Below are 14,142 nucleotides of genomic sequence, written 5' to 3' on the forward strand. Positions count from 1 at the left end.
CCGGGGGCGACACCACGGCACCCTGACGCAGCCCGCCGACAGCGCCTGTCGGCGGGCTGCGTGCTAGCGTCACGAATCGGGCAGGTCGTCGCCCACAAGGCGCAGTCGGGAAACCTTCGGGGACAAGGCCGACAACACGCGGGAAACGGGACACGGCCAGAACAGAAGACGGGACAGTACGGGGAGTGCCTCACACGTGGCCACTGCGGAGCCGACACGCGCCGACGACGCCGATCCGGGACCGGGAGCCGGTCCGCGAATACGCGTGCCCGCGCCACGCTCGGGAGACGCACCGAGCCGCACGGAGAACAGACCGCCCTCGCGGCTGACCGCCACCTTCCTCACCCTGCGTGAGCGCCTGCTGCGCCACCCGGTGCTGTCGATCACGACCCTGGCCGGGCTCCTTCACATCATCTGGGTCTTCACGTTCGCAAGCAGCGGGGGCGACCTCGCGGCCCAGGACGCCTGGGCCGAGTTCGTCGGCCGGCATCCGGACTCGGCGTACAACCTCGCCTGGTACGGCGGGATGCACCCGGTGTCGTACAGCGTGGTGTCGCCGTATCTGATGTCGGTCCTCGGTGTCCGTACGACGATGATGATCGCGGGGACGATCTCCGCGGGTCTGCTGACGCTGGTCCTGCTGCGCAGCCGGGCGGTGCGCAATCCGCTGTGGGCCGCGTTCGCCGGAGTCCTCGGGCTGATCGCCAACGCGATCTCCGGGCGGGTGACGTTCGGGCTCGGCACGATGTTCGCGCTGGGCGCGGTCGCCGTCGTGTTCTGCTGGCCGTACCGCTGGCGCTACAAGCGCTGGGCGAAGGCGCTGGCCGCGGCGCCGCTGGCCGCGCTCGCGACCATGGCGTCACCGGTCGCGGGGCTGTTCGTGGGCTTTGTGGCGGTGGCGCTGTTCCTCCAGAAGCGGCGGCCGGGCGCCTGGGCGCTGGGGCTGGCGCCGGCGGCCGTCGTCGCGGTGTCGGCGTGGCTGTTCCCGTTCTCGGGCACCCAGCCGATGGTGATCGGCTCGGTGCTGTTGCCGCTGCTGTTCGCCGTCGTCACCTTCTTCGTCGTGCCCGAGGAGTGGAAGACGGTCCGGCTGGTGTCCGCGGTCTACGGTCTCGCGGTCGTGCTGGTCTGGGTGGTCAGCTCGCAGATCGGCTCCAACATCACGCGCCTGGCGATGCTGTTCGCGGGGACGGCCCTGGTGGCCGTGCTGCCCTACACGGTGCCGCGCTCACGCAAGTGGTACACGGCCGTGCTGGCCCTGCTCACCTTCGCCGGGTGGATCGGCTACAAGACGGTCGACGACATCATCCACGCCGCCCCCGCCGCGTCCTGGGCGCGCGAGCTGGCGCCGCTGGTCAACGAGCTCCAGGAGGTCGGCGCCGAGAAGGGCCGGGTGGAGGTCGTGCCGGCCCGCTCACATCGGGAGGCGTCGGCGCTGGCGCCGTATGTGAACCTGGCCCGGGGCTGGAACCGCCAGGCCGACATGGAGCGCAACCCGCTCTTCTACGACGACACCCTCAACTCCGCGAACTACCGCGAGTGGCTCAAGCGCTGGGCCGTGCACTACGTGGTGCTGCCCAAGGACGAGCCGGACCCCTCTTCGGCGGAGCGTGAGCGGGAGCTGGTGCAGCGCGGCATGCCGTATCTGAAGCAGGTGTGGGGCGACGCCAACTGGCAGCTGTTCGAGGTGACCGACCCGGCGCCGCTCGCCGAGCCGAACACCGTCGTGGAGCGGGCCGAGCAGGGCGAGATGACGATGCGGGTGAGCAAGCCGGGGCCCGTCCTCATCCGGATCCCCTACTCGCCCTGGCTGAGCCTCGTCGACGCGGACGGCAAGAAGCTCGACCCGCCGAAGGAGACGGAGGCGTCCAAGAACCGTCCCGAGGGGCAGACGAAGTCGTACGACAACGTCAACGGCTGTCTGATGGAGACGGAGGAGGACACGCTCGGCGACAAGTGGACGATGCTGCTCGCTCCGCGGGCGGGCGAGTACCGGCTCGCGGCGCCGTACGCGTTCTCGCGCGGGACGACGTGTCCGGAGGAGCTGCGCTGACCGGCCCGCGCTGACCGGCCTGGGTTGATCAGCGCAGGTCGGCCACGTACCGGTCGGTGCCGGGCACCGTGGGGATGAAGGGCGCGACGAGTTCCACGCGCCCCAGCCCCGCCTCCGCCACCACCGTGTCCAGGCCCGTGAAGTGGTCCTCCCAGCACTCCCTCGGGTCCGCCTCCAGGAACCACAGCAGGGTCAGGCGGGTGTCGACTCCCTCGACCTGCTTGACGTACGACATGCGGTCGAGCGGGAGAGGCGTGGGCCGGAAGATGGTCACCATCGCCGCCGGGGAGCCCGCCAGGCGCTTGGCAAGGTGGCGGGAGCGCAGCCACTCCAGCAGGTCGGTGCGCTGCTCCGGGGAGTCGGCGTCGATGACCTGCACCACCAGGCCCGCGTAGGGGTGGTCCAGGGCGTGGAAGTCGCGGGGGCCCGCCGCGCCGTCGCGGTACACCGTGGCCTCGTGGTCCTGGAACGCCGTGAAGACGTGGGTGCGGTCCTGGTAGACGCGGGCGTCGCGGTTGAGGCGCTTGTTGATGCCGACGGTCCAGCGCATGTGGTCGGCGTAGCGGCCCGCGGTGATCCAGTACGTGGAGATGTAGCAGCCGGCGCTGACCGGCTGGGCGATCGCCGACTTCTCCGGGTAGCGCAGGAGCTGGAGGTCCCTGGGCGCGACCCAGCGGCGGCCCGCGTACATCCAGGGCATCGCCATCGCGCCGGCGTAGTAGTGGTCGTCCTCGTACCAGCGGTTGTAGGCGTACTCGTGGCCCGGGTGCGGTTCGACCATGGTGATCAGGGCGTGGCCCGGGTGGACTCCGTACGGGCCGACGGCGGCCAGTTCGGCGTACGTCTCGCTGCGGGTGTCCTCGCTCATGCCGTTCCCTTCCTTCCGGTGCCTTCCGTCCTCCCTCGGACGCCCATACTCTGACGCTCCGTCAGATAATCCGCCAGAGCCCGGGAGGCCTTGATGTCACTGCTCAACGGCAAGACCGTCGTCGTCTCGGGGGTCGGCGCCGGACTGGGTCACCAGATCGCCGCAGCTGTCGTACGGGACGGCGGGAACGCCGTGCTCGGGGCGCGCACCGAGGCGAACCTGGCGAAGAGCGCCGGCGAGATCGATCCCGACGGGGCGCACACGGCGTACCTGGCGACCGACATCACCGACGAGGGGCAGTGCGAGGCGCTGGCCACGCTGGGGCGGGAGCGCTTCGGCGGGATCGACGGGGTGGTTCATGTGGCCGCCTGGGACTCCTACTTCGGCGGGCTGGAGGACGCCGACTTCGCCACCTGGCAGTCGGTCATCGACGTCAACCTGCTCGGCTCGCTGCGGATGACGCGGGCCTGTCTGCCCGCACTGAAGGAGGGCGGCGGGTCGGTGGTGTTCATCGGGACGCAGTCCGCGGTCGCCGCCCCCTCGCAGGTGCGGCAGGCGGCGTACGCGGCCTCGAAGGGGGCGCTGACGAGCGCGATGTACTCGCTGGCACGGGAGCTGGGCCCGCACCGGATACGGGTGAACACCGTGCTGCCGGGCTGGATGTGGGGGCCGCCGGTCCAGGCCTACGTGCAGTTCACGGCACACACGGAGGGGGTCGAGGAGTCCGAGGTGCTGGGGCGGCTGACCGAGCGGATGGCGCTGCCCGACCTCGCCACGGACGGGGATGTGGCGGACGCGGCGGTGTTCCTGGCCTCGGACAGGGCGCGGGCGATCACCGGGCAGTCACTGCTGGTCAACGCTGGGGAGCTGATGCGATGAGTTCACATAGCTGAACCAGAACCAGCATGCCGAATGATTTTACCTCCCCTTGACCCGTCGCCAGCTTGTCGTGTTCACGCGGCAGCGCCCACGATGAGCGCCGGGCTGAACCCTGGGAGGGCGCACATGAACGGTCTCGACTGGGCCGTGCTCATCGGCTATTTCGGCGTGATGGTGGCGATCGGTGTCTGGTCGCACAAGCGGGTGGACAACGTCAGCGACTTCTTCACCGCGGGCGGCAAGATGCCGTGGTGGCTGTCCGGGATCTCGCATCACATGTCCGGATACAGCGCGGTGATGTTCACCGGGTACGCGGGCATCGCCTACACCTACGGCGTCACGTCCTTCGTCACCTGGTCCTTCCCCATCGCGCTGGGCATCGCCATCGGGTCGAAGCTGTTCGCGCCGCGGATCAACCGGCTGCGGTCACGGCTCCATGTGGCCTCACCGCTGGAGTACCTGAAGAACCGCTACGACCTCAAGACGCAGCAGGCTCTGGCCTGGTCCGGCATGCTGCTGAAGATCGTGGACGTGGGCGCGAAGTGGGCCGCCATCGCGACCCTGCTGTCGGTGTTCACGGGTGTGTCGCTGAACCAGGGCATCCTCATCACCGGCACCATCACGGCCGTCTACTGCACCATCGGCGGCCTGTGGGCGGACGCGCTGACCGAACTCGGCCAGTTCATCATCCAGTTGCTGGCCGGCGTCGCGATGTTCATCGCGGTCATCATGGAACTGAACGACAAGGGCATCGGCTTCTTCGAAGCCTGGGACCGGCCGGAGCTCCAGGGCCACGGTGAGCCGCTGGTCGGGCCGTACGGCACGGTCTTCCTGCTCGCCTTCCTCTTCATCAAGCTCTTCGAGTACAACGGCGGCATGCTCAACCAGGCCCAGCGGTACATGGCCACGGCCACCCCGCGGGAGGCCGAGCGGTCGGCGCGCCTGTCGGCGATCCTGTGGCTGGTCTGGCCGGTGGTGCTGTTCTTCCCGATGTGGATGTCGCCGCTGCTGGTCGAGTCGCAGAAGGCGGACGGTTCGGACTCGTACGGCCTGATGACCGAACAGCTGCTCCCGCACGGCCTGTTGGGCCTGGTCATCGTCGGCTTCTTCTCGCACACCATGGCGATGTGCTCCTCCGACGCCAACGCGATCGCGGCCGTGTTCACCCGGGACGTGGCGCCGGTGCTGTCGAAGCAGGCGCGGGCGTGGGGTGAGCGGTCCGGGCTGATCGCGGCCCGCGTGACCACGGTCGTCTTCCTCGGCCTGTCGATGGCGGTGGCGACCCAGGTCAACTCCCCCACCTTCAAGGACATCATCACCGTCGTGATCAAGTGGGTCGCCGGTCTGATGGGCCCGATCGCCATCCCGATGATGCTGGGCCTGCTGCGCCAGTTCCGCCGCTCCGGCCCGACGGCGGCACTGACCAGCTGGTCGATGGGCCTGCTCGCCTTCTGGCTGGTCAACTACCCGATCAGCTGGCAGATCGAGGGCGGGGTGCCCCTCCAGTACCAGGTCTCCATCCCGCTGGCGGTGTCCCTGGTCCTGTACATCCTCATCGGCTTCATCAAGCCGGAGGACACCCCGGAGCGGATGGCGATCGTCGAGCGGATCAACACGGACGGGGACGGGGGCGCTGCCGCTGCGGTGCCGGCGCCGGCCGATGCGGACGCGGACACGGACGCGAGGGAGGACGTGGTCCGCGCCAAGGACTGAGGACGGGGGACGGCTGAGGCAGGGCGGCCACTCGCACGGCGGGGGGCCGCCCTTGTTGTCGCCCTGACGGCCGGAGTGACCGGAGGGTCAGCCGCGCGGGTACCTCGCCAGCCAGCCCGGCGACGCTCCCGCCGGGCTGTGCAGGGCTGGGCCCTGGGTCATTTCCATGGCGAAGTCGTCGGCGAGTTCGAGGATGGTGGGGCGGCCCTCCAGTTCGGCGAGCCAGGCCGGGGGGAGTGCCGTTTCGCCGTGGAGGGCGCCGAGGAGGCCGCCGGTGAGGGCGGCCGCGGCGGCGGAGGGGCCGTCGTGGTTGACGGCGAGGCAGAGGCCGTGGCGGACGTCCTCGCCGACCAGGGCGCAGTACACGGCGGCCGCGAGCAGCCCGTCCGCCGAGCCGTCGGCCGCGAGCTCCTCCACCCGCGCCGGGGTGGGCATGCCCTGCCGTACGGCACCCAGCGCGTGCTGCAGCGCGTCCGACACGGGCTCGTGCCCGGGCCGCACGGCCAGCAGCGCCAGCGCCCGCTGTACGGCCCCGTCGAGGCTCTCCCCGGAGGCGAGCGCGTGCACGATCACCGCGTACGCGCCCGCCGACAGGTAGGCGACGGGATGGCCGTGGGTCTGCGCCGCGCACTCCACGGCGAGCTGCACGACGAGTTGCGGCTCCCAGCCGACGAGGAGTCCGAAGGGCGCCGAGCGGGCGGTGGCCTCAGGCCCGAGCTCGGTGGCGTTCTTGGGCGCCTCCAGGGTGCCCATGGCCTCGTCGCCGAGGCCGATCAGGAGCGCACGGGTGGGGTCGCGGCGGGCATACAGCCACTCCTCGCGAGCCAGCCAGCCGTCGTCCTTACGGCGCTCGTCGGGGCCCCAGTCGTGTTGCGTGGCGGCCCACCGCAGATACGCCCGGTGCAGATCGGTCGGCGGATGCCAGGCCCCGGTGTCCCGCCGGACCTGCGCCCTTATCAGCCCGTCCACGCTGAACAGTGTGAGCTGCGTGAGATGCGTCACGGCGCCGCGCCGCCCGTACCCGAACCCCAGATCCAGGAGACCCTCGGCGCCGTACTGCTCCCGGATCTCGTCCAGCCCCAGCCCGTCGACCGGCGCCCCGAGGGCATCCCCGACGGCCACGCCGAGCAGCGTGCCACGCACCCGGCTGCGGAAGTCCTGCTGCTCGGTACGGCCCCAGACGGCGCCGGCTATCGCACCCATCAGGACCTCCCCGTTGCAGCGACCGTGTGTACGACGGTTCGCCACTGTAATCGACCGGGGACGGTCGGTTCAGGGGGCGGATCGGTATGCGGAATGTGCCCGGGGTGGCAATAAATGGTCCGGAGTGGGCCGGAATGATCAGCTATGGCCCGTACAAAGCTCCCGTCCGGCTCTCTACGCCGCCACACCCACCGGACGGCAGTCCCGGCAGCGGCCCGGGCCCGGTGAACGGAACGCCCGGTCGCATCCCTCGCAGGTCTGGAGCGGGTCCGGGCGGACGGGGGTCGAGGGGTGTGCCGGGGCGGGGAGCGGTGGTGGCAGCAGTGCTCGGAGGCGGTGGGCGAGGAACGCCGCCGGGTTCAGGATGGGGTCCTTGGGCAGGGCGTTCGTCAGGGTGCGCTGCACGGCGGCGGGCGGGACGCCCCTGTCGAGCCAGGCGGAGACGGCCGGGGCCAGACGGTGTACGTCACGTTCGGCCAGCAGCAGGCGGGGGTCGTGGGCGCGCAGTCCCGCGAGGACATCCAGGGCGGCATCAAGAACGGCATCGGAAGCGGCACCGGGTGCGGAGGCCGACGCCTTCGAGCCGGGGGACGGCGGAGCCGGGCGGGGTGCGGCGGGCTTCATCGCGGCTCGGGCCGCGGCGACGCCCGGCCTGTTGTAGGAGATCGTCCGGGTCACGACTCGCCCCGATTGAAGACGCTCCTTGGTGCGCGCCAGGTATCCGTGTGCCTCCAGCTCCCGCAAGGCGGCGGCGACCCGGATCTCGCCCTCGGGGAACTTCGCAGCAAGCGTCTTGATCCCGACCGGGGTCCGGGCGGGCAGCGACTGGATGTGGACCGCCAGGCCGATCGCCGTCAGGGACAGCTCGGGGTGCTGGGCGAGGTCGTTTCCGACCACGACGAACTGGTCGTGGTGGGGTTCGTTGACGTGCTCGACGCCTCCGGCGGAATGGCCGGACTTGGCGCGCGCGGGCGCGCTAGGCTGCTGTTCAGTCATCGGGAAGGCTTCTTCTTCCTCGGTGTTAGGCCCTCGCAGTGGGATGCCCGTCCCGGCGGGGGCCGATTCATGTGTGCGGTTGTCTCTGGGTGACGCTGCACCACGAAAGCCCGTACGCGCCAGCCGAGTTGGCGATGTTCACCCCTGCGGGTGATCGACGGGGGCGGTGGGGGTGGGTTCGGTTCTTTCCCCGGTTCTTTGGTCTTTGCGACGGGAGCCGCCGGGTCACACCCCTCCGCGATCCGGTGTCACCTCAGCCCACACGGTCTTGCAGTTGGCGGGCGCCAGCTCGACACCCCAACGGTCCGCGTACGCCGCCACGATCAGCAGCCCTCGTCCCGACTCCCCCTCGCCACCCGCCGCGTCCCGGACCTGCGGGATCCGGTCACCCCGGGCGTCGGTCACCTCGATACGGAGCGTGCCGTCGGTGTGCAGCTTCAGCCTGAGCCGGAAGTCCCGTCCGGGGACGCGGCCGTGGAGTACGGCGTTCGACGCCAGCTCGGCCACGACGTGCACCGCACCCTCGAACGGCATGCCCCAGTCGTCCAGTTGGCGCTCGGTGAGCAGGCGCGCGAGTCGAGCACCTCTTCGAGTCGCGGACAGCTGAACCGTGAAGTGGTGCGTGGGGCCGGTGACTTGGACGAGGGATTTCTGGCTCATGTCACCCAGCGTGGCGAACCGACTCCTACGCTGAACAGCAATGGCCTCCGTACGGAGCGTGACTGTACGGATGGCCGACGGGGTCGTACGGCCCGTACGTCGGGAGGGGAAGACGTGGAGGACGAGGAGGCCGAGGCTGTTCTCAGGACGGTCGGACGGCAGATCAGGATGTGGCGCGAGGCCGCCGGGATGACCCAGGCCGAACTGGGCGCCGCCATCGGGTACGGCGAGGAGATGGTCTCGTCGGTGGAGCGGGGCCGGCGGATTCCCAAGCCGGACTTCCTGGACAAGGCCGATGAGGTGCTGAGGGCGGGCGGAAAGCTCTCGGCGATGAGGGACGACGTGGAGAGGGCCCGGTATCCGAAGAAGGTTCGGGATCTGGCCAAGCTGGAGGACGAGGCGGTCGAGTTGGGCGCCTACGCCAACCACAACATGCACGGCCTGCTCCAGACCCCTGAGTATGCAAGGGCGTTGTTCGCCATGCGCCGCCCCGCGCTCTCGGAGGAGGAGATCGACCGCCAAGTCGCCGCCCGCATGGCGCGGCAGCGCGTTTTCGAGCGGATGCCCGCCCCGCTCCTCACTTTTGTCCAGGAAGAGGTGACGCTGCGGCGGCCTGTCGGAGGCAGAATGGTGCTACGGCAACAGCTCGAACACCTGTTGGAGATCAGTGCGTTGAGGCACGTCGAGATTCAGGTGATGCCCACGGACCGTGAGGACCACGCAGGAATGGGCGGACCGATCAGGCTGCTCAAGCTCCAGGACGGCAAGACCTTGGGGCACTCCGAGGCACAGCTGCACAGTCGCGTGATCAGCGATCCCCGGGAGGTCCAGACCCTGGATATGCGCTATGGAATGATCCGGGCGCAGGCTCTGACGCCACGTGAATCGCTGGCCTTCATCGAGAAAGTCCTGGGAGAACAAACATGACCTCCACGCTGGAGTGGTTCAAGAGCAGCTACAGCAGCAACGACGGCCCTGATTGTGTCGAGGTCGCCATATCCCCCGCCAACACCGGTGTCGGCGTCCACGTCCGCGACTCGAAGGACAAGGACGGCGCACGACTCGCATTCGAAGCGAGTTCCTGGGCGGAGTTCATCGACGGCATGAGCACGATGCCGTGACCGACGAGTCTCAGGCACAGCGTGCCGCCGCCGTCTTCGACGCGCTGGGGCTCGCCTACGAGAGGGCGTTCGCGGGCTCGGAGACGCACCGGGCATCGCTGGCGTGGCTGGCCGGGCGGCTCGAACCGGGCAGCCGGGTGCTGGACGTCGGTAGCGGGACCGGGCGCCCCACGGCCGAGACGCTCGCCGCGGCGGGCCATGGCGTGCTGGGGATCGACGCGTCTCCCGTGATGGTGGACCTCGCCACCCGGCAGGTGCCCGACGCCGCCTTTCAGCACGCCGACATCCACCAAGTCCCGCTTCAGGACGGTGCGTTCGACGCGGTCTGCGTGTACTTCTCTCTGCTCCAGATGTCCCGCACCACGCAGGAGACTCTCGTGCGGCGGCTGGCACGGGCGCTGAGAGTGGGAGGCAGCATGGTGCTGGCGACCGTGCCGGCGGACGTGGAGGACGTCGAAATCGTCTTCATGGGGCAGAAGGTGCGGGCGACCAGCTTCGCGGCCGAGGACTTCACCGACATGGTCGCCGCGGCGGGACTGACGGTGCTGTCCGCAGAGACAGTACTGTTCACGCCTGACCATCCCGATGCCGGGCACGAGCCTCATCTGTTCCTGCGCTGCGTGCGGGAGTAGCCGGTTCGGCCGCCAGCTGACGGAGCACGGCGGCCCGCTGATCAGCGGCCCAGGTGTACGACGGGTCGGCTGCCAGCACCCGGTCCAGCTCGGCGAGCGCCTCCTCGTGCCGACCCAGGTTCGCCAGCGAGGCGCCCCGGCTGGCGCGGGCGGAGTCGTAGCCGGGCTCCCGGGCGAGCGCGTGGTCGTAGTCGGCGAGGGCGTCCTCGTCGCGGCCGGCGGCGCGCAGGGCGTCACCGCGCTCGCAGCGGACCCAGGCCCAGTCGGGGTCCACCGCCACGGCCCGGTCGAGGTCGGCCAGTTGTCGTACGGGGTCGCCGAAGGCTCGGTGCACCCGGGCCCGGCGCATCAGGGCCCAGGAGTAGTCCGGCTTCAGCCGAACGGCCCCGTCGAGGTCCGCGAGCGCCTCGTCGAGACCTTCGCGACTGAGGCGGGTGGCACCGCGGGAGGCCAGGGCGAAGGCGTCGGAGGGGTTCAGTTCGAGGGCCCGGTCCAAGTCGCCGATCGCCTCGTCGTGGCGCCCAAGGACGCGGTGGTACTCCCCGCGCAGGCCGAGGCTGCGGGGGTCGTCGGGGGCCAGTTCGAGGGCCCGGTTCAGGAGGGCGACGGCCGCGCGCCGGTCGCCGGCGAGGTCGTGGGCGATGGCGCGGCCGCGGTAGGCGCGGGCCGCCACGGCGGGGTCCAGCGCGACCCGCCAGCCGGCATCGGCCGAGGCGTCTTGCCAGGGGGTAGCGGGCGAGGTCGTGGCCTGCGGCACGGTCCACGACAGCTGGGCGTGCTGATCCTGCGGCTCGGCCCACGTCGGCTGGGCACGCTGACTCTCCGGTTCGGTCTCCGGCACCTCACTGCGTTCACCCTGCGGCTCGGCGCGCTGGTCCTGCGATGCGGGTTGTTGCCTCTCACGTGACTGGGCGCCGGCCGACGTGCCCGGCCGGGTCGTCGCCGTACCGGACGCGGTGCCGGGCCTCCGTGCCGGCCGGTCGCTTGCGGTACCCCCGGTACCGGCCCCTGCGGCCTCCCGCGAAGAAGCCGCGGCCGCCGCTCCCCACCCGACAGCCCCCGCACCCAGCCCGGTGGCAGCCGCTGCCGCCCCGCCGTACACCGTGCCTGCCGTCGCCGCCGCCCCCGCGGGCACCGGCGTCCGCTCGAAGCCCGTCGCCCGTAGTACCAGTTCGAGGGCCGCGGGCGTTCCGCCGTTGTCGAGGGCGGTCGCGAGGCGTCGGCCCCACTGGGACACCGCCCGGGTCTCCGCGTCCGAACCGGCCTCCACCAGAACCCAGGCCCATCGCTCGGCGACGGACTCACCCTGCTCGCAGGCGTCGACGACATCCCCGAGGACGCTCGTCAGCGCCGCCCGCTCTCCGGCGCACAGCAAGTGGTACAGCTCCGCCAGCCGGAGCTCCCGCCACGCCTCGTCCGTCCACAGTTCCTCGGCGTCCCGTCCGGCTTCCGCCTCGGCCCGCCACTCCCGGAACACGGCGGCGAGCGCCTGCTGCCGGGCCGCCCAGGTCCGGGGCGCCTCCTGCCGCTGCAACCGCAGCATCGGCGCCCGTACGACGTCGTGGTACCGGACCCGGCCGCCCCGCTCGCTGACGAACGGCAGTCCGCGCAACCACGCGTACAGTCCGTCCAGTTCGGCGTCGGAGTCGCCCACGACCGCCCGGAACACATCCGCGTCCAGCCGCCGGGGCAGCGCGCACGCCAGCGCGACCGACCGCTGGACCGCGTCTTCCGCCCGCTTCAGGAACCACTCCACGGCCGTGGCGCTGGGGTCCCGCACCTCGGCCGGATCGGTGGGGCGGCTCTCCGCGAGGGTCGACACAAGCACGGGCAGACCACCGGTCAGGCGCAGCACCTCCCCCACCACCGGCTCGGCCACCACTCCCCTGCCCGCGAGCAGGTCACGCGTCTCCGCCTCCGTGAACGGCAGGAGCGGCACGTCGGTCATGAAGTCGCCGAAGCCGCCCCAGCGGGTGGCGTCGAAGGGGAGTTGGCCTGCCGTCACCACGACGACGGTGGCCGGGAGCGGGCCGTACAGGTCCGAGGTCATCACGGCGTGCAGCCACGCGTCGAGGAACCGGCCGGTGCGCTCGTAGGTGTCGAAGAACAGGATGATCCACGGCACGGCGGAGGCAGCCTGGGAGAGCTCCTCCAGCAGCACCGGAGTGAGCACGCTCTCGGGGGCGAGTACGAGTCGGGCGTCCTCGTGGGTGCGGAAGCGGGCACCCAGACCGGACCGCAACCGGTCGGCGCCCTGGGCGAGTTGTGCGGCGTCGACCGCCCCGGCGAAGGCGCCGACACCGGGCACCATGCCCAGTCCCACCAGCCCGGCCCGCGCCACCGCCATGCTGCCCACGGAGGGCCCCGGCGGCTCGGGCGGCGGCGCGGTGATCGCCGCCAGCTCCGCCTCGTGTCTGCGCTCCCGATGCGCGGCCAGCAGCCGGTCCAGGTCCTTCAACCGCCTGCCCTGCGTGGCGAACTGCCGGCTCATCGCCTCCAGCGACTCCGGCACGCTTCCCGCCGTGTCGTCCATGAACGCGGTCAAGGCGCCGCGCTCCCGGGCGACTTGTTCCAGTTCGCGGAGCAGGAAGGACTTGCCGACACCCGCGTTTCCGTGCACGTGGAAGAGGAACCGGTGCCGCTCGTCCTCCGGCGCGATGTCCAAGTTGGCCCGGAAGGCCGCACGTTCGGCGCCGCGGCCCACGAATCCGGCCCGACTGCGCCGGCCGATCAGCTCCTGCATCGACGGCCGCGCCTGTCCCACGCGTGGATCCTCCCGCTCGGCTGCCCTAGGCCATCATTCTGGCTCAATGCCTATGGAGCACAGCGCCTCCACAGGGAAGATGACCATCATGTCAACAACACCCCCACGCAGCGCACTTCACCTCGCGGCCACCCTCCTCACCGCGACCGTCGCCCTCTACACGGCCCTCGTCGCCTTCGGGAACATCACCGACTTCGGCACGAACCAGCAGTTCGTGCGGCACGTCCTGGCGATGGATACGACGTTCAAGGACGAGGACCTGATGTGGAGAGCCATCACCAGCAAGGGGCTTCAGGACGCGGCGTACGTCGCGATCATCGTCTGGGAGACCCTCGCCGCGCTCGTCCTCATATACGGCACCTGGCTGTGGTTCCGCCGCGACGACCCGAGTGCCCGGCGCTTCTCCACCTACGGCCTGCTGATGCTGATGCTGTTGTTCGGCGGCGGGTTCATCGCGATCGGCGGGGAGTGGTTCTCGATGTGGCAGTCCGGTGACTGGAACGGGCTCGACGCGGCGACGAGGGTGTTCCTGCTGAGCGGGGTCGTGCTGCTGGTGGTCAACCTGCCGTCCGGCAAGGAGAAGTCCGCCAGCACCTGACGCAAGGCCGGCCCCTGAGCGGGACTACTTGACCACGACCACCGTCGTGCCCGTCTCCCCGAACGTCCACAACGCCGCCCCGTCCGCCGCCCGCATCCGGACCCCACCGGTCTGCTTGCCCGCGGCGGGCGGGGGCGAGGAGCCGTCGACGGCGTTGGAGAAGGCGATGGAGATGCCGGACTTCGCGGCGAAGTAGATGATGTTCTCGATCTGGACGCCGTCCGAGCCCGTGGTGGCCTCGTTGCGCGAGGACACCGTGTAGGTGCCGGGGTCCGGGTTCACGGTGCCCGGCCAGACGGTGAAGGTACGGCGGCCCGCGTCGCTCGCGTCGACCAGCCAGACCCGCTTCTGGGCGAGGGAGTAGACGACCCGGCGCCCGCTGCCCGAGCCGTCCGGTACGGCGGCGGGCACGGCGGACTTCGTCGGGGCGGGGCTCGCCCCCGGCGACGCCGACGCGCTCGGGCGGGACGCCGAGGCCGTCGGGTGCGGCCCCTTGTCGGCCTGCATGGCGAGGGCTGTGACGGCGGCTATCGCGCCCACCGTCAAACCGGTCACCCAGACCTTGGGAGCAGGCACGGGCACGCATCTCCTCGGCTACGGAAAGCTATGGAACCCCTCCAGCGGGGGTCGGATCATCGTACCGACCCCCGCGACA

The 14,142-nt window shown here is 70.8% G+C and carries 13 protein-coding genes; 7 read left to right on the forward strand and 6 right to left on the reverse strand.

Translation table 11 applies throughout. From position 1 onward, the window contains the following. Positions 1 to 196: 196 nt before the first annotated feature. Positions 197 to 2,053 carry an MFS transporter gene (locus tag ACZ7L5_RS43740; protein WP_471524546.1) on the forward strand — a complete coding sequence of 619 codons (1,857 nt, stop codon included), beginning with the start codon at positions 197 to 199 and terminating at the stop codon, positions 2,051 to 2,053. A gap of 28 nt (positions 2,054 to 2,081) precedes the next feature. On the opposite strand, the gene ACZ7L5_RS43745 is transcribed toward ACZ7L5_RS43740, so the two are convergent. After that, a complete protein-coding gene (locus ACZ7L5_RS43745; RefSeq protein WP_363041974.1) occupies positions 2,082 to 2,921 on the reverse strand; it encodes a hypothetical protein in 840 nt (279 codons plus the stop codon). A gap of 93 nt (positions 2,922 to 3,014) precedes the next feature. Here ACZ7L5_RS43745 and ACZ7L5_RS43750 point away from each other — a divergent pair, with 93 nt between their 5' ends. Beyond that, positions 3,015 to 3,800 (forward strand): SDR family oxidoreductase, encoded by a 786-nt coding sequence (locus ACZ7L5_RS43750; RefSeq protein WP_471524548.1) that lies wholly within the window; start codon positions 3,015 to 3,017, stop codon positions 3,798 to 3,800. A gap of 126 nt (positions 3,801 to 3,926) precedes the next feature. After that, complete coding sequence (locus tag ACZ7L5_RS43755; RefSeq protein ID WP_471524550.1) at positions 3,927 to 5,513, forward strand: sodium:solute symporter family protein; 1,587 nt, start codon at positions 3,927 to 3,929, stop codon at positions 5,511 to 5,513. 87 nt (positions 5,514 to 5,600) lie between these two features. Here ACZ7L5_RS43755 and ACZ7L5_RS43760 read toward each other — a convergent pair whose 3' ends face one another. The 3 genes from ACZ7L5_RS43760 to ACZ7L5_RS43770 form a co-directional block, all read right to left on the reverse strand. Next, positions 5,601 to 6,716: an ADP-ribosylglycohydrolase family protein gene (locus ACZ7L5_RS43760; RefSeq protein WP_328881025.1), complete on the reverse strand. Its 1,116-nt coding sequence runs from the start codon at positions 6,714 to 6,716 to the stop codon at positions 5,601 to 5,603. Between the two features lie 174 nt (positions 6,717 to 6,890). After that, the gene (locus tag ACZ7L5_RS43765; protein WP_471524552.1) at positions 6,891 to 7,712 is read right to left on the reverse strand and encodes a helix-turn-helix domain-containing protein; all 822 of its coding nucleotides are present in this window, start codon (positions 7,710 to 7,712) and stop codon (positions 6,891 to 6,893) included. A 225-nt stretch (positions 7,713 to 7,937) separates the two neighbouring features. Further along, the gene (locus ACZ7L5_RS43770; protein ID WP_471524554.1) at positions 7,938 to 8,372 is read right to left on the reverse strand and encodes an ATP-binding protein; all 435 of its coding nucleotides are present in this window, start codon (positions 8,370 to 8,372) and stop codon (positions 7,938 to 7,940) included. A 114-nt stretch (positions 8,373 to 8,486) separates the two neighbouring features. Here ACZ7L5_RS43770 and ACZ7L5_RS43775 point away from each other — a divergent pair, with 114 nt between their 5' ends. Genes ACZ7L5_RS43775 through ACZ7L5_RS43785 form a run of 3 tightly spaced genes read left to right on the forward strand, consistent with a single transcriptional unit; the run spans position 8,487 to position 10,125 of the window. Next, on the forward strand, positions 8,487 to 9,299 hold the full coding sequence (locus ACZ7L5_RS43775; protein WP_383238563.1) for a helix-turn-helix domain-containing protein: 813 nt from the start codon (positions 8,487 to 8,489) through the stop codon (positions 9,297 to 9,299). After that, complete coding sequence (locus ACZ7L5_RS43780) at positions 9,296 to 9,493, forward strand: DUF397 domain-containing protein (RefSeq protein WP_391399178.1); 198 nt, start codon at positions 9,296 to 9,298, stop codon at positions 9,491 to 9,493. Before ACZ7L5_RS43775 ends, ACZ7L5_RS43780 begins: the two co-directional genes overlap by 4 nt. After that, complete coding sequence (locus ACZ7L5_RS43785; protein WP_471524556.1) at positions 9,490 to 10,125, forward strand: class I SAM-dependent methyltransferase; 636 nt, start codon at positions 9,490 to 9,492, stop codon at positions 10,123 to 10,125. The genes ACZ7L5_RS43780 and ACZ7L5_RS43785 overlap by 4 nt, the downstream gene beginning before the upstream one ends. Here ACZ7L5_RS43785 and ACZ7L5_RS43790 read toward each other — a convergent pair. After that, positions 10,061 to 12,868 carry a tetratricopeptide repeat protein gene (locus ACZ7L5_RS43790; protein ID WP_471524615.1) on the reverse strand — a complete coding sequence of 936 codons (2,808 nt, stop codon included), beginning with the start codon at positions 12,866 to 12,868 and terminating at the stop codon, positions 10,061 to 10,063. The two genes, ACZ7L5_RS43785 and ACZ7L5_RS43790, sit on opposite strands and share 65 nt — an antisense overlap. A 109-nt stretch (positions 12,869 to 12,977) precedes the next feature. On the opposite strand from ACZ7L5_RS43790, the gene ACZ7L5_RS43795 reads away from it, so the two are divergent. Next, complete coding sequence (locus tag ACZ7L5_RS43795) at positions 12,978 to 13,487, forward strand: DUF2165 domain-containing protein (protein WP_471524558.1); 510 nt, start codon at positions 12,978 to 12,980, stop codon at positions 13,485 to 13,487. Positions 13,488 to 13,511: 24 nt separating this feature from the next. On the opposite strand, the gene ACZ7L5_RS43800 is transcribed toward ACZ7L5_RS43795, so the two are convergent. Next, positions 13,512 to 14,063, reverse strand: a complete 552-nt coding sequence (locus ACZ7L5_RS43800; RefSeq protein WP_471524560.1) for a hypothetical protein — start codon at positions 14,061 to 14,063, stop codon at positions 13,512 to 13,514. Between the last annotated feature and the right edge of the window lie 79 nt (positions 14,064 to 14,142).

The organism is Streptomyces sp. NPDC107528 (assembly GCF_055639295.1).